At 66.7% G+C, this 20,311-nt stretch carries 16 protein-coding genes; 8 read left to right on the top strand and 8 right to left on the bottom strand.

Annotated elements, in window-relative coordinates:
* The first annotated feature begins 20 nt into the window (after positions 1-20).
* Entirely contained in the window at positions 21-710 is a 690-nt protein-coding gene (pedF, locus tag ACTTAI_RS11815) for a cytochrome c-550 PedF (RefSeq protein ID WP_444451754.1), read from the top strand.
* A 17-nt stretch (positions 711-727) separates the two neighbouring features.
* Positions 728-1,615 carry a substrate-binding periplasmic protein gene (locus tag ACTTAI_RS11820; protein WP_444451755.1) on the top strand — a complete coding sequence of 296 codons (888 nt, stop codon included), beginning with the start codon at positions 728-730 and terminating at the stop codon, positions 1,613-1,615.
* A gap of 30 nt (positions 1,616-1,645) precedes the next feature.
* Here ACTTAI_RS11820 and ACTTAI_RS11825 read toward each other — a convergent pair whose 3' ends face one another.
* Both ACTTAI_RS11825 and ACTTAI_RS11830 read right to left on the bottom strand, forming a co-directional pair.
* The gene (locus tag ACTTAI_RS11825) at positions 1,646-2,497 is read right to left on the bottom strand and encodes an FAD:protein FMN transferase (protein WP_444451756.1); all 852 of its coding nucleotides are present in this window, start codon (positions 2,495-2,497) and stop codon (positions 1,646-1,648) included.
* Positions 2,494-4,542: a 4Fe-4S binding protein gene (locus ACTTAI_RS11830; RefSeq protein ID WP_444451757.1), complete on the bottom strand. Its 2,049-nt coding sequence runs from the start codon at positions 4,540-4,542 to the stop codon at positions 2,494-2,496. Before ACTTAI_RS11830 ends, ACTTAI_RS11825 begins: the two co-directional genes overlap by 4 nt.
* Positions 4,543-4,717: 175 nt before the next feature.
* Between ACTTAI_RS11830 and ACTTAI_RS11835 the strand changes: the two genes are divergently transcribed.
* Genes ACTTAI_RS11835 through ACTTAI_RS11860 form a run of 6 tightly spaced genes read left to right on the top strand, consistent with a single transcriptional unit; the run spans position 4,718 to position 13,941 of the window.
* Positions 4,718-8,146 carry a transglutaminase family protein gene (locus ACTTAI_RS11835; protein ID WP_444451758.1) on the top strand — a complete coding sequence of 1,143 codons (3,429 nt, stop codon included), beginning with the start codon at positions 4,718-4,720 and terminating at the stop codon, positions 8,144-8,146.
* A gap of 20 nt (positions 8,147-8,166) precedes the next feature.
* Positions 8,167-10,593, top strand: coding sequence for a circularly permuted type 2 ATP-grasp protein (locus ACTTAI_RS11840; RefSeq protein WP_444451759.1), 2,427 nt, complete (start codon positions 8,167-8,169; stop codon positions 10,591-10,593).
* A gap of 3 nt (positions 10,594-10,596) precedes the next feature.
* Positions 10,597-11,481: a transglutaminase family protein gene (locus ACTTAI_RS11845; RefSeq protein WP_444451760.1), complete on the top strand. Its 885-nt coding sequence runs from the start codon at positions 10,597-10,599 to the stop codon at positions 11,479-11,481.
* Positions 11,478-12,197, top strand: coding sequence for a 5-oxoprolinase subunit B family protein (locus tag ACTTAI_RS11850; protein ID WP_444451761.1), 720 nt, complete (start codon positions 11,478-11,480; stop codon positions 12,195-12,197). Before ACTTAI_RS11845 ends, ACTTAI_RS11850 begins: the two co-directional genes overlap by 4 nt.
* Positions 12,194-13,207: a biotin-dependent carboxyltransferase family protein gene (locus ACTTAI_RS11855; RefSeq protein ID WP_444451762.1), complete on the top strand. Its 1,014-nt coding sequence runs from the start codon at positions 12,194-12,196 to the stop codon at positions 13,205-13,207. Before ACTTAI_RS11850 ends, ACTTAI_RS11855 begins: the two co-directional genes overlap by 4 nt.
* Positions 13,204-13,941, top strand: a complete 738-nt coding sequence (locus tag ACTTAI_RS11860) for a LamB/YcsF family protein (RefSeq protein ID WP_444451763.1) — start codon at positions 13,204-13,206, stop codon at positions 13,939-13,941. The genes ACTTAI_RS11855 and ACTTAI_RS11860 overlap by 4 nt, the downstream gene beginning before the upstream one ends.
* Here ACTTAI_RS11860 and lpxB read toward each other — a convergent pair.
* From lpxB to bamA, 6 genes are all read right to left on the bottom strand, one after another.
* Positions 13,929-15,080 carry a lipid-A-disaccharide synthase gene (lpxB, locus tag ACTTAI_RS11865; RefSeq protein WP_444455749.1) on the bottom strand — a complete coding sequence of 384 codons (1,152 nt, stop codon included), beginning with the start codon at positions 15,078-15,080 and terminating at the stop codon, positions 13,929-13,931. The two genes, ACTTAI_RS11860 and lpxB, sit on opposite strands and share 13 nt — an antisense overlap.
* The gene (locus ACTTAI_RS11870) at positions 15,077-15,883 is read right to left on the bottom strand and encodes an LpxI family protein (protein WP_444451764.1); all 807 of its coding nucleotides are present in this window, start codon (positions 15,881-15,883) and stop codon (positions 15,077-15,079) included. Before ACTTAI_RS11870 ends, lpxB begins: the two co-directional genes overlap by 4 nt.
* The gene (gene lpxA / locus ACTTAI_RS11875) at positions 15,880-16,674 is read right to left on the bottom strand and encodes an acyl-ACP--UDP-N-acetylglucosamine O-acyltransferase (RefSeq protein WP_444451765.1); all 795 of its coding nucleotides are present in this window, start codon (positions 16,672-16,674) and stop codon (positions 15,880-15,882) included. The genes ACTTAI_RS11870 and lpxA overlap by 4 nt, the downstream gene beginning before the upstream one ends.
* A 2-nt stretch (positions 16,675-16,676) precedes the next feature.
* Positions 16,677-17,138 carry a 3-hydroxyacyl-ACP dehydratase FabZ gene (gene fabZ / locus ACTTAI_RS11880; protein WP_444451766.1) on the bottom strand — a complete coding sequence of 154 codons (462 nt, stop codon included), beginning with the start codon at positions 17,136-17,138 and terminating at the stop codon, positions 16,677-16,679.
* 105 nt (positions 17,139-17,243) lie between these two features.
* Positions 17,244-17,876, bottom strand: a complete 633-nt coding sequence (locus ACTTAI_RS11885; protein WP_444451767.1) for an OmpH family outer membrane protein — start codon at positions 17,874-17,876, stop codon at positions 17,244-17,246.
* A gap of 4 nt (positions 17,877-17,880) precedes the next feature.
* Entirely contained in the window at positions 17,881-20,256 is a 2,376-nt protein-coding gene (bamA, locus tag ACTTAI_RS11890) for an outer membrane protein assembly factor BamA (protein ID WP_444451768.1), read from the bottom strand.
* Between the last annotated feature and the right edge of the window lie 55 nt (positions 20,257-20,311).

A 20,311-nucleotide genomic window follows, 5' to 3' on the forward strand; every position in this document is an offset into this window, starting at 1 on the left:
CCGATCGAAGGGAGAGAGAGATGCTTGACGTCAGAAACCGCCGGTCCATCGCGGCCCTGATGCTTGTCGGCCTGCTGGTTCCGGCTCAGGTTCTGGCGCATGGCAACGTCGCGCCACAGCCGGTGAACACGGATGCCCTGCCCGAGGTGGGCGAGGAATGGCTGACCGAAAACCCTTATCGCGCCGACAAGGTGGGCGACGATGTCTGGAAGACCGCGGTGAAGATCGGCGATTCCGGCTTCAACCAGAACTGCGCCCGCTGTCACGGCCTTGGCGCGGTCTCGGGGGGTCTTGCGCCTGACCTGCGGTTCCTTGAGGCCGAAGAATATGGCGATGAATGGTTCGCCGAGCGCTTCCAGCATGGCTACACGCAGGATGGCACGACGAAGATGCCGACCTTTGGTCCGATCCTTGGCCAGAAAGCGGGCTGGGCGATCCGCACCTATATCGAGACCCGCCCCGAGGATGGCGCACTCGACGCCCACAACGACCGGATTAAAGCGATCGTCGCCGATCTGATGACGGGCACCGCGGATGGCAAGGCGATCAAGGCCGAGCTCGAACAGATCAACTCCGAGGTCAAGACCTTCTCGGGGGCGCCGGTGGCCGACAGCACCGTGAGCCGCGCTGCCGAGGTGCTGACCGAGGACAAGGCGAGCTTCAAGCACGCGGCCGAGCTGCTTGAGCTTGGCCTCTCGGCGGCGAAATGAGCACGGGGGCGGGGCGGATGCGGAACCTTGCTCTGACGCTGGCGCTCGTCGGCCTTGCCCCCCTGTCCGTTCAGGCCGCCTGCGAAGGGGTCGCGCCCGGCCAGAAGCCGCAAAATACCCCCGTGCAGGACATCGGCCGCAGCTTCGACCGCATCCGCGACGAAGGCTGGATCGAGGTTGCGCTTTACGAGGATTACAAGCCTTGGTCCTGGGAGGAAAACGGCACGCCGAAGGGCATCGATGTCGACATCGCCAAGCTCATCGCCGCCGATCTGGGGGTCGAGCCGCGCATCCGTCTGGTGCAGGCGGGCGAGACGCTGGATGCCGATCTGCTGAATTACGTCTATCACGGCGCGGCCGTGGGCGGGCATGTCTCCGATCTGATGATCCATGTGCCCTATGATGTCGATTACGCCTGCCGCTTCGATCAGGTGGTCTTCACCGGCCAATATGCGACCGAGCGGCTGGCAATCGCCTATGACCAGGCGAGCTACCCCGAGAAACCTCCGACGCCGCCGGTCTTTCGCTACGATCCGGTGGGGGTCGAGAATGACTCGATTTCCGATTTCTTCCTGACCTCGGTCGCGCATGGGGCGACGGCGGACAAGGTGCATCGCTACAAGTCGACCGGCGACGCGATGGCCGGGCTTGCGGCGCATGAGGTCATGGCGGCGATGGGTCCGCGCGCCGAGATCGACGCCAATCTTGCCCCCGGCATCGGCGTGCATGAGCCGCCGTTCCTCGGTCTGGCCAAACAAAGCTGGACGCTCGGTGTGGCGGTATCGCTGCAACATCACGACCTTGGCTATGCGGTCGATGACGCGATTGCGGCGGCGCTGGCCGATGGTCGGATCGCGAAGATCTTTGCCGCCTATGGCGTCGATTTCAAACCGCCGGTGCGCTGAGAGCTTGGCCAAGGTCGTCGCCTTGGCCCCTCAGACCAGCGTCTCGAAATTCCCCTCGAAATCCACCACCGTCACCGCGCGCAGCCGCATCCGCTGCGCCGCGGTCACGATCTCGTCACGCGCCATCAGCACGAAGGCGGTCGAGGCCGCATCGCAGAGCGTGGCACTGGCGCCCTCGACCGTCACCGTCGAGAAGCGCGGGATTTGTCCATGCGGGCCAAGGATATGCGAGCCACCCGGAAAGGCCATCGCCGCCGGGGACGAGGTCGCCATCGCACCGCCCGTGAGCATCCGCACCGCCACCATCCCCGCGGCGGGGTCTTCGATACCCAGCCGGAACGGCCCGCCAAGGGCCCGAAACTCGCCCATGTCGATCAGACACTCGCCAAGGCCCGCGCGCGCGCAGATCTCGGCCACCCGGTCGGCAGCGTGCCCCTGCGCGATGCCGTTGAGCGTCAGTGCCTGCCCACGCGCCAGCACGATCTCGCGGCCGATCTGCACCCGATGCAACCCGATCGCCGCGCGTGGCTGCACCGGGTCGCGCCCCTCGGCCAGGGCCCGCCAGAGCGGCTGCACCGTCGGGTCAAAGGCGCCGCGCGTCAGGTCATGCACGCGCTTCGCCACCGCCAGAACCTCGCGCAGCCGGTCAGAGCCCGCCCCGCGCCCGGCCGCATTCAGCCGGGTCAGCTCGCTGTCGGCGTAAAGCGAAAAGGTCGCCGCGATCGCCGCGATTTCGGCGCGGATTTCGGCCAGTGGCAGCGCCCCCGGCGCGGTGATCCGCACATCGGCGCCAAAGGCTTGCCCCTGCCAGGTCTCGGCCCGCGCGCCTTGGGCGATCAGCGCCGCCCCCGCCACGATCTGCAGAAACCGCCGCCGCTTCATGCCGCCCTCCGCGCCCGTTTCGCCGCGAGCACCAAGGGCACGCAGCGGCTTTTGTCATCATGGATCGCCACGCAGTCAAGGCACTGGAAACACTCGGAATAGCGGATTTCACCCGTGGGCTTGATCGCACCATAGGCACAGCGCACCTTGCACAGCTGGCAGGGCTTGCCGCACTCCACCCGCCGCGGGATGAAGGCGCGCAGCCGCAACAGCCCACCGAGCCGCATCACCGCGCCCAGGGGGCAGACCGAGCGGCAAAAACCCTTGAACCAGACGGTCGAAACCGCAAGCCAGCCGATTGCCCAGATCAGATAGGGCCAGGGCCGGTCGAAATGCATCGTCACCGCGGTCTTGAAGGGTTCGAGTTCCGCCGCCGCTTCCGCGTGGCTTGGGGAAAGGAAGGCCACGGCGACCAGCGCCACGGCCGCAACCGGCCCCGTCCAGAGCAGCGCGCGGGCGAGAGAGCGCGGCGGCTCGATCCGCGGCAGGCGCAACAGCCGCCCGGCGTGATGGGCGAATTCCTGCATAGCGCCAAAGGGGCACAACCAGCCGCAAAAGAACCCCCGGCCCCAAAGCAGAAAGCCGATGCCCGCCGCCGCCCAGACCGCAAGCCCGAACGGGTCGTAAAGCAGCACCTCGAGCCCGCCCGCGACGAGCCCGCGCGCCACCGCCATGACGGTGACGATGGACAGCTGCCCCTGCCCCCAGAAACCGACGAAGCCGATCACCAGCGCAAGGATCGTCAGCCGCACCGGGGTGAAGGCGCGCAACCCCGCCAGCCGCGATTGCGCCAGAAGCGCCGCGATCAAGAGGGCAAGGAACCCGCCCAGCGCCCAGAGGTCGGTCGCGCGGTTGCGCAGGGCCTGGGCCAAAGGGCTCAGCCGCTCGGGCGCGGCGGGGCGCAGGAAGAACCGCTCGGGCGTCTGCAAAGCCACCGGGAAATGCGCCGAGCCGACCTCGGCCTGAAACATCCCGTGTTGGCGCACGGCCTGCAACCGCAGCTCCCACGGCCGGGTCGGATCGAAGCCCAGACGACGGTCGAGCCGCACCACCATCTTCGTCGCATCGTTCAACTCGGGCGGCAGATCCGCAGCCAGTTCCGGCAGGATATCGGCATCGCGCAGGACCAAGGGCAGCCCGTCCTGCGTGGCCGTCAGCCGGTCGGGCGCGGTGTTGCGCACGAAACCCTCCGACACCAGACCATGCTGCCCCGCCTCGATCAGCAGGAACAACTCGTCATCCGGGGCGCGGGCGGTGAAGCGGGCGATCTCGGCCAGCGTCTCGGGTGCCAGCACCGCCCGGGCAAGCGACGGCGGCCCAAGATCGATCGCGTAAAGATCGATGAACAGCGCGTCGGGGTCGGCGCCCGTTCCGTCATGCGCCCATTTCGTGCCCTTGAACGCGGCGTCAAGCTGCGCCTCGCTCACCTGCAAGCGGCCAACAAGCCCCTGATCCAGAAGCGCTTTCCAATCGAGTGCCTCGTCATGCGCGGGATCGGGCTTCGGCGTCGGCCCCGCCCCCACGCCCTGCATCTTTTCGCGCGCCACCGCCAGCGTCGCCGCAAGGATCGAGTCATGCGCGATCCGGACCGAGGCCGTCGCCTTCGTCACCCCGTCCAGATAGACATTGTCCGAAGCCGTCCCGCCCGAGCCGTAAGGCGTGCCGACGACCAGCGGTTCGTTGATCGAATGGCCGCGATATTGTTCGAGAAACGCCCGGAACGGCGCCTCACCCAGACCCGAAACGAAGATCGGCTCGTTCTGGTGCAAAAGCCGCACGTCGATGAAGCGCCCCTCGCGGTCGAGCAGCACCAGCATGTCGATGGGCGCGCCGGAAAAGCCGGGCAACGGTGCCAAAGGGGCGGTTTCAAAGACGAAACCCGCCTCGCCGCCGCCGGAATTGAGCAGCGTCCACACCCCTTTGTCGTTCACCGGCTGCCCAAGCTCATAGGGCGCAAGGATCATCGCCGAAAGCTGATCGCGCGTCAGCGTCTCCGCGAAAAGCGGGGTCGCAAAGGCCAGCCAAAGGAGCAAAAACCGGATCATTCCCCGAGAGTGCTTGAGCCGAGACAGGCTGCCTATTCGACCTTGGTGCAAGATCGGCATTGCCCAAATTTCAGGCAGATGCCCGAAAATCCGCGCGACCTTTTCGCCCGACGCCGCTTTGCCGTGGCATCCGCCGCGGGCCTTCCTAAACTCGGCGCACCGAACGGGGGAAGACATGGCCATTCACGCATCGATCCATCACCTGACGCATTACATCTATGACCGCCCGGTGAGTTTGGGTCCGCAGATCATCCGCCTGCGCCCCGCCCCCCATTCGCGCACGCGGGTGATTTCGCACAGCCTGAAGGTCAGCCCCGGCGGGCATTTCGTCAATCACCAGCAGGACCCCTATGGCAACTGGCTGGCCCGCTTCGTCTTTCCCGAGCCGGTGACCGAGCTGAAGATCGAGGTCGATCTGGTCGCCGACATGACCGTCTACAACCCGTTTGACTTCTTCCTTGAGGAAACGGCCGAGACCTGGCCCTTCGCCTACCCCGAGGAGCTGCGCGACGATCTGTCGATCTACCGCACGCCGGAACCTGAGGGGCCGCATCTGGCGCGGTTCATCGGCACGGTGGATTTCACCCAGACCCGCACCGTCGATTTTCTGGTGGCGCTGAACGCCCGAATTTCGCGCGAGGTGCGCTATACGATCCGGCTCGAACCCGGCGTTCAGACGCCCGACGAGACGCTTGGTCTGGCGTCGGGCTCGTGCCGCGACAGCTCGTGGCTGCTGGTGCAGGTGCTGCGCCATCTGGGCTTTGCCGCCCGCTTCGTCTCGGGCTATCTCATCCAGCTCGCCCCCGATGTGAAGGCGCTCGATGGCCCCTCGGGGACCGAGGTCGATTTCACCGATCTGCACGCCTGGGTCGAGGTCTTCCTGCCCGGTGCCGGTTGGGTGGGGCTGGACCCGACCTCGGGGCTTCTGGCGGGCGAAAGCCACATCCCGCTCGCAGCCACCCCGCATTACCGCAATGCCGCGCCGATCGCGGGGGGCTTTACCGCCGCGGGCACGCCCGAGACGCGGTTCGATTTCGACATGACGGTGCGGCGCGTGGCCGAGCATCCGCGCATCACCAAGCCCTTCTCGGACGAGGCCTGGGACCGGCTGAATGCGCTTGGCCACAAGGTCGACGCGAGCCTGACCGCGGGCGATGTGCGGCTGACGATGGGAGGCGAGCCGACCTTCGTCTCGGTCGATGATTTCCAGTCCGCCGAATGGAACACCGAGGCCGTCGGGCCGCAAAAGCGCGCCTTGGCCGATGATCTGATCCGGCGGTTGCGCACCCGCTTCGCGCCGGGCGGCTTTCTGCATTACGGGCAGGGCAAGTGGTATCCGGGCGAGAGCCTGCCGCGCTGGACCTTTTCGCTGTATTGGCGCCACGACGGCGTGCCGGTCTGGCAAAACCCCGATCTGGTCGCGCGCGAAAACGCCACCGCTCCGGTCGGCCCCACCGAGGCTGGGCGCTTCATGGAAAGCTTCGCCACCCATCTTGGCCTTGATCCGGTCTTTGCCCAGCCCGCTTATGAAGACCCCGGCGAATGGATCCTGAAGGAAGCGAACCTGCCGCCGAATGTCAGCCCGGAAAACCCGAAGCTGAAGAACCCCGAGGACCGCGCCCGCTATGCCCGCGTCTTCAGTCGTGGCTTGACCGAGCCTTCGGGCTTCGTGCTGCCGATCCAGCCTTGGCAAGGCCGGGCGGAGGGGCGGCGCTGGCGCTCGGAACTCTGGAAACCGCGGCGCGGGCATCTGTTCCTGGTGCCGGGCGACAGCCCGGTGGGCTTCCGCCTCCCCTTGGGCGCGCTGCCCTATGTGCCGCCCGCGGCCTATCCCTATTCCTATCCGGCCGATCCCACGGTCGAGGTCGGGCCGCTGCCGGATTTCAGCGCGGCCATTGCGGAACGGCGGGCGAAGATTCAGGCTGAGATCGACCGGCTGGCCGCCGAGGAAGCCCGGGAACAGGCGGCCTTCCTGCCTGCGGTCAGCCCCGAACATCAGCAGAAATCGACCCGCAGCGAGCGGGACCCGACCGCGCGGCAGGCGCTTTTGGCGCAGGGCGCCGATCCGGCCACGGGCGCGGTGCGCACGGCGATTGCCATCGAGCCGCGCGACGGGCGGCTGTGTCTTTTCATGCCGCCCTGCGACACGCTCGAAGATTACCTTGACCTGATCGCCAGCGCCGAGGCGACGGCGGCCGAGCTGAACCTGCCGATCCATATCGAGGGCTACGCGCCGCCGCAGGACCCGCGGCTGAACGTGATCCGCGTCGCCCCCGATCCGGGCGTGATCGAGGTGAACATTCACCCCGCGCATTCCTGGGAGGATTGCGTCGCCACGACCGAGGCGATCTATGCTGAGGCGCGGCTGTCGCGTCTTGGCGCCGACAAATTCATGATCGACGGGCGCCACACCGGGACAGGCGGCGGCAACCATGTCGTCGTGGGCGGCGAAACGCCCAACGACAGCCCGTTCCTGCGCCGCCCGGACCTTTTGAAATCGCTGATCCTGATCTGGCAGCGCCATCCGTGCCTGTCTTACCTGTTCTCGGGCCTCTTCATCGGGCCGACCTCTCAGGCGCCGCGGATCGACGAGGCGCGGCATGACACGCTTTACGAACTTGAAATCGCGCTCGCCCAGATCGGCGACCCGGTGAACGGGGGGAACCTGCCGCCGCCGTGGCTGATCGACCGGCTGCTGCGCAACATGCTGATCGATGTCACCGGCAACACGCATCGCGCCGAGATCTGCATCGACAAGCTGTTCTCGCCCGACGGTCCCACCGGCCGTCTGGGTCTGGTCGAGTTCCGCGGCTTCGAGATGCCGCCGCATCCGCGCATGTCCTTGGCGCAGCAACTGCTGATCCGGGCGCTGATCGCGCGGTGCTGGAACGCGCCCGTCACCGGCCGTCCGGTCCGCTGGGGGACGGTGCTGCATGACCGCTTCATGCTGCCGCATTACCTGTGGGAAGATCTGCTGTCCCTGCTCGCTGATCTGCGCGCGCATGGCTTTGACTTCGACCCGGTCTGGTTCGAGGCGCAATCCGAATTCCGCTTCCCCTTCTGCGGCCAGATCGAGGCCGAGGGGGTGCATCTGGAACTGCGGCAGGCGCTCGAGCCCTGGCATGTGCTCGGCGAAACCGGGGCGATCGGCGGCACCGTGCGCTATACCGACAGCTCGGTCGAGCGCTTGCAGGTGAAACTGACGAGCCTGCATCAGGACCGCTACACCGTGATGTGCAACCGCCGCCCGGTGCCGATGACGCGCACCAGCACCGCGGGCACCTCGGTCGCGGGGGTGCGCTTCAAGGCCTGGCAGCCCCCTGCCGCGCTGCACCCAACGCTGCCGGTGAACACGCCCTTGGTCTTCGACATCTACGACCGCTGGTCGGGCCGGGCGCTGGCGGGCTGCACCTATCACGTCGCCCATCCGGGCGGGCGCAACTACGACACCTTCCCGGTCAACGCCAACGAGGCCGAGGCCCGCAGGCTCGCCCGCTTCGAGCCGATGGGCCACAGTCCCGCCCCCTACACCCCCGCCCCCGAGGCGCCGCACCCGGAGTTTCCGCTAACCCTTGACCTGCGCCGTCCCATCGGGCTTGAGTGAGGCTCACGATCCGGTGAGACATGACCCTGACGCCTCCGCCCCAAGCCCACCCCGCGAATGACCTTTTCGCAAACTACCGGCTGTCGCCCGGGGTGGCGGACGAGCTTTTCGATGCACAGGGGCACATGCGCCCGGTCTGGAAGCGCTTTGTCGAACGTTTCGCGCGGCTTTCCCCCGCCGAGGTGACGGCGCGGTTCGAACGCGCCGACCAATATCTGCGCGATGCCGGGGTGTTCTTCCGGCAATATTCGAATGATCCGCTGGCGGAACGGGAATGGCCGCTCTCGCATATTCCGGTCATCCTGCATGAAAGCGAATGGGAAACGATCTGCGCCGGGCTCACCCAACGCGCCGATCTGCTCGAAGCCGTCATGGCCGATCTTTACGGCCCCGGGCGGCTTGTCGCCGAAGGTCACCTGCCCGCGGAACTGATCGCGGGCTCGCGGCAATGGCTGCGCCCGATGGTCGGCATCACCCCGCGCGGCGGGCATTTTCTGCATGTGCTGGCCTTCGAGATCGGCCGCGCCCCGGATGGGCGCTGGTTCGTGCTCGGCGATCGCACACAGGCGCCCTCGGGCGCGGGATTTGCGCTGGAAAACCGCATGGCGACCGGGCGGATCTTCCCCGAGCGGTTCCCGCGCGCCCATATTCACCGGCTGGCGGGGTTCTTCGGCACCTTCCGCGCCGCGATGGAACGGCTGGCGCAATCGGGCGGGCGCGAACGCGCCGCCGCGATCCTGACGCCGGGGCCGCAAAACGACACCTATTACGAACACACCTATATTGCCCGCTATCTCGGCCTGATGCTGCTTGAGGGCGAGGATCTGCTGGTGCAGGACGCGCAAGCGATGGTCCGCACGATCGAGGGGCCGCAGCCCTTGGGCGTTTTGTGGCGGCGCATCGATGCGGCCTTTGCCGATCCGGTCGAACTCGATGCCACGAGCCAGATCGGCACCCCGGGGCTGGTCGAGGCGATCCGGGCGGGCAATCTTGCCATGGTCAATGCGCTCGGCTCGGGCGTGATGGAGATGCGCGCGATGATGGCCTTCCTGCCGCGCATCTGCGAGGTGCTGCGCGGTCAGCCGCTGAAGATCCCCAATATCGCGACCTGGTGGTGCGGCGGCGCCACCGAGCGCGCCCATGTGCGCGATCATTCCGAACGCATGATGATCGGCTCGGCCTATGCCTGCGATCTGCCTTTCGATCTGGGCGCGGCGACGGCTTTGGGCGGCACGCTGCGCGGATCGGCCCGGTCGTCGATCTCGGACTGGCTCGAAGCCGAGGGGCAGATGCTCGTCGGACAGGAGGCGGTGACGCTGTCGACCACCCCGGCCTGGGTCGAAAGCGGCACCGGCGCGAACCGGATCGAGCCGCGACCGATGACGGTGCGGGTCTTCGCGGCGCGCGACGCAAGCGGCAACTGGACCTTCATGAAGGGCGGCTATGCGCGCATCGGCCGATCCGGCGACACCACGGCGCTGGCGATGCAGCGCGGTGGCGCGGTGGCCGATGTCTGGGTCGTCGCCGACCGCCCGGTGCGGCAGGAGAGCCTGCTGCCCCGCCCCGAAAAGGGCGTGCGCCGGGCGAGCCACGGCATCCTGCCCGCGCGCTCGGCCGACAACCTTTACTGGCTCGGCCGCTATGTCGAGCGGACCGAAGACGCGATCCGCCTCATTCGCGCCTATCACCTGCGTCTGGCCGCCACCGACAATGCCGAGGATGCGCGGCTGCGGCTGTTGCGCAGCTTCCTTGCGGGCTATGGCATCACGCTGACCCAACCGGTGCCGGGTGCGCTGATCGACCGGATCGAGGCCGCCCGCGGCTGCGCCGCCAAGGTCCGCGACCGGTTTTCCACCGACGGCTGGACCGCGCTCGCCGATCTCGCCCGCACCGCGCGCTCGATGAGCCAGACCGCGAAGCCGGGCGATGACGCTGCCCGCGCGATGTCGGTGCTGCTGCGCAAGATCACCGGGTTTTCCGGCCTCGTGCATGAAAACATGTATCGGTTTTCCGGCTGGACCTTCCTCAGTTTCGGCCGCGCCTTGGAACGTACCGATGCGCTCGCCGCCCTTCTGGCCACCTTCACCGATGCCAAGGCGCCCTCGGGCTGTCTGGATATCGCGATCGAGGTGGCCGACAGCGTGATCACCCATCAGCGCCGCTACCGCATGGAGCGCTCGCGCGAGACGGTGGTCGACCTGCTTGCGCTCGACGGCGACAACCCGCGCTCGATCCTGTTCCAGATCGCGCGGATGCGGGCGCTTGCCGCCGATCTGCCGCATGCGCGCGACAACGGGCGGCTGGCGGCGCTGTCGCGGGCCATCGTGCCGATCGAAAGCCTGCTCTCGGTCGCCGCCCCGGACGAGATCACCACGCATCGGCTGATCACCCTGCGCACCGAGGTTGGCGAGATTTCGAACCTCGTGACGCAGAGCTATCTGGGGTAGGTCATGCGTTACGACATCAAACTGGCCATCGATTACGACTATGCCGCACCCTCGGACCATCTGCGCAATCTGGCGCGGTTGCTGCCCCCCGATATTCCGGGCGCGCAGCGTGTGGTCTCGCGGCGGCTGACGCTTGATCCCGCGCCGGACGAGCGCCGCGACGGGCTTGATTTCTTCGGCAATGCGGTGACCTCGGTCGTCTGGCATCGACCGGTGGCGGATGTGCGCTTTGAACTCATCGCGCGGATCGAGCGCACCGCCCAGCCGGAACCGCTCGACCTTTCGCCGTCCCTGCTGACCCTTGGCGCCGAGATCGCGGCGGAAACGACTCTGGCGCCCCATGCCCCGCATCACTTTCTGGGCGCCTCGCCCCGTGTCGTGCCCTGCCCCGAGATCACCGCCTTTGCCCGCGCCGCGACCAACCGCACGATGACCGCCGCCACCGCCGTCGCCGCCGTGGGCCACGCGCTGCACAAGCACATGACCTTCGACGCCGAGGCAACGACCGTCGACACCCCCCCGCGCGAGGCCTTCGCCCGCGGGCGCGGTGTGTGCCAGGATTTCACCCATGTGATGATCGCGGCCTTGCGCGGGATCGGCATTCCCGCGGGCTATGTCTCTGGTTTTCTGCGCACGTTTCCGCCGCCCGGGCAACCGCGGCTGGAAGGCGCCGATGCGATGCACGCCTGGGTGCGGGCATGGGTCGGGCGCGAAATGGGCTGGATCGAGTTCGATCCGACCAACGCTCAGGCCGCGGGAGTGGATTTCGTCACCGTCGCCGTCGGACGCGATTACGACGACGTGGCCCCGATCCGCGGCGCTTTGCGCTCGGCCGGGGGCGCGCAAACACGACAGGCGGTCGACGTGCTGCCACTGGATACGGAATGAACCAGCCCGAACTTCTGGCCCTTGGCCTTGATGGCGTGCTGATCCGCTTTGCCACCGCCTATTCGGATGCGGCGAACAGCGCCGCGCAGCATCTGGCAGCGGCGTTGACGAGCGATCCGATCCCGGGTCAGACCGAGATCGCCCCCGGCCTGGGCTCGGTTCTGCTGCGTTTCGACCGTCTGGCGACCCATCGCGCCGATATTTTGGCCGCCTTGCAGCATCGACTTGCGGCGCCGCAAACCGCGCCTTCCGCTACGCAGCACTGGACCATTCCCGCCTGTTTCGGCGGCACCGCGGGGGCCGATCTGGCAGAGGCGGCAGCGTTGGCCGGGCGGACAGAAGAAGCCCTGATTTCAGAGCTTTGCGCGACCGATCTGCGGGTCTTGGCGCTCGGCTTCGCGCCCGGCCAGCCCTATTTGGGCACCCTGCCCGAGCATTGGCAGATGCCGCGCCTGCCCGCGCTGACACCAAGGGTCGAGGCGGGCACGATCACCACCGCCCTGCGCCAGATCGTCTTGTTCGCGGCCCCCTCGCCCACCGGCTGGCGCGCACTCGGCCGCAGCGCCTTCCGCCCCTTCACCGCCGCGACCGCCGAGCCTTTCCTGCTGCGCCCGGGCGATACGCTGCGCTTCACCCCGGCCAGCGTCGAAGACATCGCAGGATTGATCGAAAAGGGCGATCCTCTGGGCGGCGCAGTTCGGAGTTTCCTGAAATGACGGAATTTCTTGACGTCATTTCCGCCGGACCCGGAATTTCGGTGCAGGATCTCGGCCGCCCAGGCCATACCGCGCTTGGACTTTCGACCGGGGGGGCCGCCGACCGCCGCGCGCTTTGGGAGGCCGCCGCGCTTCTGGGCCAATCCCGCCCGTTCGCTGCCTTGGAACTGCCGCTGACCGGCGCGCGGTGTCGTGTCACCGTGCCCACGCGGATCGCGCTCACCGGGGCGCCGATGCAGGCGAGCCGTGATGGCAAGCCCTTGATCTGGAACGCCTCCCACCAGCTGGAACCGGGCGAGATCCTCGACCTGCGCCCCGGCGAGAGCGGCGTTTACGGCTATCTCTCCCTCGCGGGCGGGCTCTTGACGACCGAAACCCTCGGCGCTCGCGCGACACTGGCCGCCGCCGGGCTTGGCACGCCGGTTCAGGCCGGGATGCGCCTGCCTTTCGGCGCGGATCCCGCGCGCGACACCCCCGCACAGCGCCTGCCGCTTGATGATCGTTTCACGGGCGGCGTGCTGCGGGTGATCGAGGGGCCGCAAACCACGCTATTCGCCCCCGACACCCGGACCCGCGCCTTCGCGACGCCCTTCAAGGCCGGTCCGGCCAGCCGTCAAGGCCTTGCGCTCTTGCAAGACGGCGCTCCGTTCGCCACTGCCACGGCGGGGCTGCTTTCGGATTTCATCGGTCCCGGCGACGTTCAGATGACCGGAACGGGGCAAGCAGTTGTGCTGCTGGCCGATTGCCAGACCATCGGTGGTTATCCGCGCCTTGGCACGGTGATCCCCGCCGACCTGCCCCGCGCCGCGCAGGCCCGCCCCGGCACGGGCCTCAGGCTGGTTGACATCACCATGGACGCGGCCGAAGCCGCCTCGCCGCCCGAGGCGCTCTGGCTTGCGCCTTTGCGCGCGCGGGTGACCCCGCTCACCCGCGATCCGCGCGACATTCCCGACCTTTTGTCCTACCAACTGATCTCGGGCGCGGTGCGCGGCGACGAGGAGGATGCATGAAACTCGATCTCAATTCCGACATGGGCGAAGGCGCGGGCGCGGACGAGGCGCTGCTCGATGTCGTCACCTCGGCCAATATCTGCTGCGGGCTGCATGCGGGCGGGCCGCTGGAAATGGCGCGCGTGATGGCGCTGGCCGCGGAGAAGGGCGTCGGCATCGGCGTGCATCCGGGTTTTGACGACCGGGCGAATTTCGGCCGCACGCGGATGCGGCTTTCGAAACCGGAGCTGGTCGATCTGATTACCTGGCAGACCGGGGCCATGGCCGCGGTCGCGCAGGCCAAGGGCTTGAAACTGCGTCATTTCAAGCTGCATGGGGCGCTGTCGAACATCACGTCTGAAGATGCGGATCTCGCCCGCACCTGCTATGCGGCGGCGCTTTCTGTCGTGCCGGATTTGAAGCTGATGGTGCTTTCGGCCACGGCACAAGAGGCCGCCGCGCGCGACCTGAACGCCGATTGGGCGGGCGAGATTTTCGCCGACCGCGCCTATAACGACGATGCGACGCTGGTCGATCGCTCGCTGCCCGGCGCAGTTCTGCATGATGCCGAGGACGCCGCCGCGCGGATTTTGAACATGCTCCGCGCGGGCGCGATCATCTCGGCCAGCGGGCATCACATCCCGGCGCGGATCGACACCGTTTGCCTGCACGGCGACACGCCGGAAGCCCTTGAAATGGCACGATTGCTGCGCAGCAAATTGCGCACCGAAGGGGTCGTGCTTCAGCCCCTTTGAAGGAAGGCAAGAACCGAACGCGCGGCCCGCAGACCTGGGGGCTCGCCGCCCTCGCCCAATCGCTGCATCGTCAGCTCCATCGCAGCAATCTGCGCGGCGCAGAGGGCGGGATCATGCAAGATCCCGTGCAGCGCCCGCGCCATCGGCTGCGGCTGACAGGCCGGACCAAGGAATTCCGGCACGGCGCGGGTGTCCGAGACAAGATTCACCAGCGTCACCGTGTCGATCAGCATCGCGCGTTTGGTGATCTGCCAGGTGAGCCAGTTCATCCGGTAGCCGATCACCATCGGCACCCGGTTCGCGGCCAGCTCCAGACTGACCGTGCCCGAGGCCGCAAGCGCCAGATCGGCGGCGGCAAAGGCCGCGCGCTTGTCCGCCCCAGCCTCAAGCACATTCGGAACCTCGTCCCATGTGCAGGCCATCTCGCGCACCAGAGGCGCAACGCCGCGCACGGTCGGAATGACCACGCGAAGGCCGGGCGCCCCTTGCCGCAGTGCAGCAACGGTGGCCGCGAAACGGGGCATCAGCCGCTTCACCTCGCCCCGCCGCGAACCGGGCAGACAGAGCAGCAACGGCTGCTCCTCCCCGATCATCAGCGTCTCGCGCAACTCCGCGGCTTCGGTGGCGCGCGCCCGCGGCTCGGCCACGACCGGATGGCCGACGAAATCGCAACTCATCCCCGCGGCGGTCATGTAGGGCGGCTCGAAGGGCAAAAGCGCCAGAACGTGGTCGATCACCTCGGCCATCTTCGCCGCGCGGCCGGGCCGCCAGGCCCAGACCGAGGGGGCGACGTAATGCACCGTCTTCTGCGCGGGCCGGGCGGTCTTGACGATCCGCGCCACGCGCAGGCAGAAATCCGGGCTGTCGATGGTGATCAGCGCCTCGGGCGCGGCGTCCAGCACCGCCTGTGCCGTCTCGGCAATGCGGCGCTTGAGGTCGCGATATTTCGGCAGCACCTCAAGAAGCCCCATCACCGACAGCTCTTCCATCGGAAAAAAGCTTTTCAGGCCAAGGGCTTCCATCTGCGGCCCGCCGATGCCGACGAATTCGACACCGGGAACGAGGTCGATCAGCGCCGCCATCAGCGCCGCACCAAGCTTGTCGCCAGAGGCTTCACCGGCGACGAGGAACAGCTTCACGGACTGCGCCCCCACAGGAAAACTCCCGCGGCTTCGGCCGCCGCAATCGTCGCCGCGCGGTCCAGAAGCAGCACACCGCCCGCCTCGAAGACGATGCCGCAGAGCCCCGCGGCGGCGGCCTTGGCGACGGTCTGCGGCCCCAGCGCAGGCAGATCGATGCGGCGATCCTGCCCCGGTTTCGGCGCCTTGAAGAAGACACCCGCCTTCGGCATCGGCACCAGCGCGCGATGCGCGGCGACGAAATCGAGCAGCGCATCGGTGCCGGGCAAGGCCTCGACGCCAAGACAAAGACCGCGTGCGACGACCGCGCCCTGCCCGACATCGACGGCACCAAGGGCCGCGACGATTTCCGCTGCGCGTGCAGCATCAAGCTGATCCTGATCGCTGACGGCACCGCACAGAAGCCCGTCGCCCGGGACCAGATCCGGAGCGATCGTGTCGGCGCCGATCACCTCGAACTCCCATTCTTCGAAAAGCGCGATCACCGCCCGCAGCGTCGCATCGTCGCCCGCCTGCATCGCGCCGACAAGCCGCGGCACCAGCGACGCCGTGCGGGCATCAAAGAGCTCGGGTTCAAGCTTCGGCCGTTGCATGGCGCCCGCAAAACAGACGCGACGAATGCCACGATCCGCCAATGCTTCAAGGAAGGGCACCAGCCGCTCGATGCGGAAAGGCAGCACCGAGCCCCCCGGCGCGGGCTGACCTTCGAGCGCACAGACCAGCATCTCGGGTGCGGCTTGCAAAAGCAGCCCCGGCAGCGCGCCCCCACCGGCGATCAGCGCCGCTTCCGCCCCCACGCTCATCGCGGCGTCAGGAAGCTGCGGTCCGAGGGACCAAGGATGAAATCAAGCACTTCGCGGACATGGCGGCTTTCGGTGCCCTCTTCCGAGAGCTTGCGGGCCTGTTCGCGGAAGTTGCCTTCGCCCAGTGCCATGTAAAGTTCGCGCAATGCTGAAATTTCGGAACGCTCCACACCACGGCGTTTCAGCCCGACAAGGTTCAGCCCCTCGAGCCCCGCGCGCGGGCCGTCAACCAGCGCATGCGGGATCACATCCGAGGCCACCATCGACAGCGCCCCGATGATCGCGCCGTGCCCGATCCGCACCCATTGATGCACGCCCGACAACCCGCCGACGATCACGTCGTCCTCGATCACGCAATGGCCCGCGATCGCGACCGAGTTCACCAGAATGACCCGGTTGCCGATCTGCACGTCATGGGCGACGTGGCAGTTCGCCATGAAAAGCCCGTCGTCGCCGACACGGGTGACGCCGCCGCCGCCCTCGGTGCCGCAGTTCATCGTCACATATTCACGGATGCGGTTGCGCGCGCCAATCACCAGCCGCGTCTTCTCGCCCTTGAATTTCAGATCCTGCGGGATCTGCCCGAGCGAGGCGAAAGGAAAGACCACCGTGCCCGCGCCGATCTCGGTTTCCCCCGCGATCACGACATGGCTTTTCAGCTCGACCCCTTCGGCCAGTTTCACCTCGGGGCCGATGTGGCAGAACGGGCCGATCACGCAGCCCGCCCCGATCACCGCGCCCGGCTCGATCACCGAGGAAGCATGCACACGGGCCGTTGTGTCGACGCCCATGATCAGCCTTTCAGGTCCATCATCGCGGTGAATTCCGCGGTCGCCGCCAGCTGCCCTTCGACAAAGGATTCGCCAAGGAATTTCCAGACCTTGCCACCGCCGCGCTTGACCGTGACCTTCATCTCAAGCACGTCGCCCGGCACCACCTTGCGGCGGAATTTGCAGGCGTCGATCGCCATGAAATAGGTGCCAAGCGGCTTGTCGATGACGTTCATCGAAATGCCCACGACCACGGCCGCGGTCTGCGCCATCGCCTCGACGATCATCACGCCCGGCATCACCGGTTCTTCGGGGAAGTGGCCGGTGAACTGCGGCTCGTTGTTCGTCACGCATTTGATGCCGGTCGCGCTTTCGAAGGGAACGATGTCGCGCACCTTGTCGATCATCAGGAAGGGGTAGCGATGCGGAATGATCCGTTTGATCAGGCTCAGATCGGCACTGGTGTAGGGGGCGGGTTCGCTCATTTTCGATCCTTCCAAAACGGGCCTTGCAAACTGGCGGGCGGCCTTTGGCCGTTGCTATCGTTGCCACGCCCGCTTGGCAAGAACGGGGCGCGATCGGCTGGGCGGCTATTCGCCGCCGTTGCCGGGTGCGGGCGGCGTTTGCGTCTGCGCGGGACCGGAGCCCAGCCGGGCATCCATCAGCCGCGCCAGTTCTTCGGTGATATCGGCCGCCTCAAGCCCGCGGATGATCGCGCGCCGGTCGAGCACCATCACCGCATGCCGCCGCGTCAGCACCTCGTCGATGAGCGGTCCGCTGGCAACAAGGAATGCCTGCCGCGCCTCTTCGTAGCTTTGTGTCAGCGCTTGCGCCTTGGCTTTCTGTGCCGCCCGGATTCCGGTCGCGCGTTCGTCAAAGGCATCGGCCTCGGTGCGGAAGGCGGCGGGGGTCAGCTTGCTGCGCCGATCGGTCAGGGACTTTTCTTCGGCGATGAGGTCATCGGCGATGCGGGTGTTCTCGGCGTTCAGCGCGGCCGAGTCGCGTGCCATGTCGGCCACGATACGCTTGCCCCAGAGCGTGTTGTCGAAGAGCCGTTCAAAATCGAGCGTCAGAACCGGCACGGATGGGCTGGCTGTCTGCTCGGCCCGCGCGGGCGGTGCCGCAAGGCAGAGCAAAATACAGCCCGCGCAAAGGCTCAGGCGCAAAAGGCCGGGGAGGATCCCCGGCCCTTGTATCATCATGCGCGCGAGACCCCGCAGCATCGGATCAGAACTTCGTCGCGATGGTCAGGTCGAAGTTCTGCTCAAGGTCGTAGTCTTCCTTCTTCAACGCCTTCGAGAAGTTCAGCCGCAGCGGGCCAAGCGCAGACTCCCAGAACACCGAGAAGCCGACGGCAGAGCGCAGGTGCATGGAGTCGTCGACGGACTCGGACCCGGCCGTATCGTCGAGCCCCCAGACCGAACCGGTATCGAGGAACAACCCGCCGTGAACGCCGTATTCCTCTGGCAGGCCGAGCGGGAACTCGCTCTCAAGCCGCAGAGCCGCATAATACTTGCCGCCCAAGGCATCTTCGTTCCCCGCAGCCCGGTCACGCGGCCCATAGCCGTTGCTTTCGAAGCCGCGCACCTTGTTGTTGCCCGTGAAGCGGTCGAGAATTGTCAGGTTGGTATCGCCCCGCGCCGCGATCGCACCGCCTTCAAGTTCGGCACGCAGCGTCACGTCCTCGTTCCAGACCTTGCGTTCGGCACGCAGAAGCGCGGTGGTCTTGAGCGCCTCGACGTCGCCGCCGACGCCATAAAGATCCTGGCTGAAGCGGAAGGTGAAGCCCATCCGCGGGTCGATGCCGGTGCGGCGCGTGTCCCAGGTGTAGGTGTAGCCCGGTCCCATGCTATCCCGTGCGCCGATGGCTTCTTCGCGCACAAGAATGGGCGACGACCACGCATCGTCGTCGATATCGGCATCGGCTGCCGCTTCCGATTCCGAGGTGACACCGCTCAAATCGTTGCGCAGGAAGCTGTAGCGCAGTTCCAGCCGCGAATTGCGCGCCAGCGGGAATTCGAGCGAGGGCGAAAGCCCCATCATCTTGGTGTTGTAATCGGAATTGTCGTTTTCCGAGGTGTTATACCACAGATGGAACCGCCCCTTCAGATCGCGGCCAAGCAGATGCGGCTCGATGAAGTCGATCGAATTCTGCTGATTGTCCTTGGTCGTCCCGATCGAGATGCCCAGATATTGCCCTCGGCCGAGGAAGTTCGACTCTTCAAGCGAGGCGTTGATCCCGAAGCCAGACGAGGCCCCGTAGCTGGCCCCGAAGCTCAGCGAGCCGGTCGGCTGTTCCTCGACATCGACGCCGACGATCACCTGATCGGGGCCCGTCCCCGGCTTGGTGCCGACATCGGCTTTCGAGAAGAAGCCAAGGGCGCGGATGCGCTCGGCGGCATTCTTGATTTCGCGCGGGTTGAAGGGGTCGCCTTCGACCGTGTTGAACTCGCGCCGGATCACGCTGTCGAGCGTGGTGGTATTGCCTTCGATGTCGATGCGCTCGACAAAGATGCGTTCGCCCCGCACCAGCGCGAATTCGACGTTCAGCGTCTGCGTGCGCGGATCGCGGGTGATGCGCGGATCGACACGGACGAAGTTCACGCCCTTGCGCAGCGCCACCTCTTCCATCCGGGTCACGGCGTAATCGATATCGGTCGGCGAATAGATGCGGCCGGAGCGGATCTTCGCCAGCCCCTCGAAATCCTTCACATCGAGCTCAGGGATTTCCGAGACGGTGGAAATCTTGCCGAACTTGTATTGCTGACCTTCGCGGATGTTGAAGGTCATGAAGAAGCCTTCGCGGTCGCGAGTCATCTCCGACGACACGCCCGTCACGTCCACATCCGGATAGCCGCGCGAATGATAGAAATCGACCAGCATCTGCCGGTCAATCTGCACCCGATCGGGAACAAAGGTGTCGCGCTGGATCAGCCGGTGCAGGATGCCCGCCTGTTTCGTGCCCAGCACATCGCGCAGACGCCGATCCGAGAACGAGCGGTTCCCGGTAAAGGTGATGCGGTTGACCTCGGAAACGGCCCCTTCCTTGATCTCGAAGACGACGTCGACACGGTTGCCATCGCGCTTGATCACTTTCGGATCGACGCGGGCGGCCAGACGGCCGGTCGTGGCATAGCCCTCGGCCAGCGCGGCGGCATCGGCCTCGACCGTGGCGGGCGAAAACACCTTGCGCGGCTGGGTCTTCACGATGGTCGCCAGCTTGTCGTCCTTCAGGATCTTGTTGCCTTCGAAGTCGACAACATTGACCGTCGGATATTCCTTGACGCGGATCACCAGCGTGCTGCCCTGCGGCACCAGATCGACCGTTTCAAAGAGACCCGAGTTCTGCAACCGCTGCACGGCATCATTCAGCGCCCCGGCGCTGACTTTCGCACCCTTGGCGATTCCGGCAAAGCTGAGGATCGTGCCGGGTTCGACGCGGTCGTTGCCCTCGATCTTCACGCTCTGGAATGCGTAATCCTGCGCCAGCACCGGCGCCGCGACGAAAGCGCAAGGCACTGCCAGAGCAAGGAATGTGCTGGTTGCCAGCGTGCCCAGACGGGTCTTCGCCGTGGTCTTGGCAGGTTGCAGCCGGATCGTCATCGCACTCTCCCCGTCAGGTCGCTTTGCGCACTATAAAGACGTGACTAGCGAGAAA

The organism is Rhodobacter capsulatus (genome assembly GCF_052363175.1).
Taxonomy (GTDB): Bacteria; Pseudomonadota; Alphaproteobacteria; order Rhodobacterales; family Rhodobacteraceae; genus Rhodobacter; species Rhodobacter capsulatus_D.

Bases quoted from the DNA above. Each gene is read 5' to 3' on its own strand.
- pedF (WP_444451754.1), top strand. From the start codon at position 21: ATGCTTGACGTCAGAAACCGCCGGTCCATCGCGGCCCTGATGCTTGTC.
- ACTTAI_RS11820 (WP_444451755.1), top strand. From the start codon at position 728: ATGCGGAACCTTGCTCTGACGCTGGCGCTCGTCGGCCTTGCCCCCCTG.
- ACTTAI_RS11825 (WP_444451756.1), bottom strand. From the start codon at position 2,497: ATGAAGCGGCGGCGGTTTCTGCAGATCGTGGCGGGGGCGGCGCTGATC.
- ACTTAI_RS11830 (WP_444451757.1), bottom strand. From the start codon at position 4,542: ATGATCCGGTTTTTGCTCCTTTGGCTGGCCTTTGCGACCCCGCTTTTC.
- ACTTAI_RS11835 (WP_444451758.1), top strand. From the start codon at position 4,718: ATGGCCATTCACGCATCGATCCATCACCTGACGCATTACATCTATGAC.
- ACTTAI_RS11840 (WP_444451759.1), top strand. From the start codon at position 8,167: ATGACCCTGACGCCTCCGCCCCAAGCCCACCCCGCGAATGACCTTTTC.
- ACTTAI_RS11845 (WP_444451760.1), top strand. From the start codon at position 10,597: ATGCGTTACGACATCAAACTGGCCATCGATTACGACTATGCCGCACCC.
- ACTTAI_RS11850 (WP_444451761.1), top strand. From the start codon at position 11,478: ATGAACCAGCCCGAACTTCTGGCCCTTGGCCTTGATGGCGTGCTGATC.
- ACTTAI_RS11855 (WP_444451762.1), top strand. From the start codon at position 12,194: ATGACGGAATTTCTTGACGTCATTTCCGCCGGACCCGGAATTTCGGTG.
- ACTTAI_RS11860 (WP_444451763.1), top strand. From the start codon at position 13,204: ATGAAACTCGATCTCAATTCCGACATGGGCGAAGGCGCGGGCGCGGAC.
- ACTTAI_RS11870 (WP_444451764.1), bottom strand. From the start codon at position 15,883: ATGAGCGTGGGGGCGGAAGCGGCGCTGATCGCCGGTGGGGGCGCGCTG.
- lpxA (WP_444451765.1), bottom strand. From the start codon at position 16,674: ATGGGCGTCGACACAACGGCCCGTGTGCATGCTTCCTCGGTGATCGAG.
- fabZ (WP_444451766.1), bottom strand. From the start codon at position 17,138: ATGAGCGAACCCGCCCCCTACACCAGTGCCGATCTGAGCCTGATCAAA.
- ACTTAI_RS11885 (WP_444451767.1), bottom strand. From the start codon at position 17,876: ATGCTGCGGGGTCTCGCGCGCATGATGATACAAGGGCCGGGGATCCTC.
- bamA (WP_444451768.1), bottom strand. From the start codon at position 20,256: ATGACGATCCGGCTGCAACCTGCCAAGACCACGGCGAAGACCCGTCTG.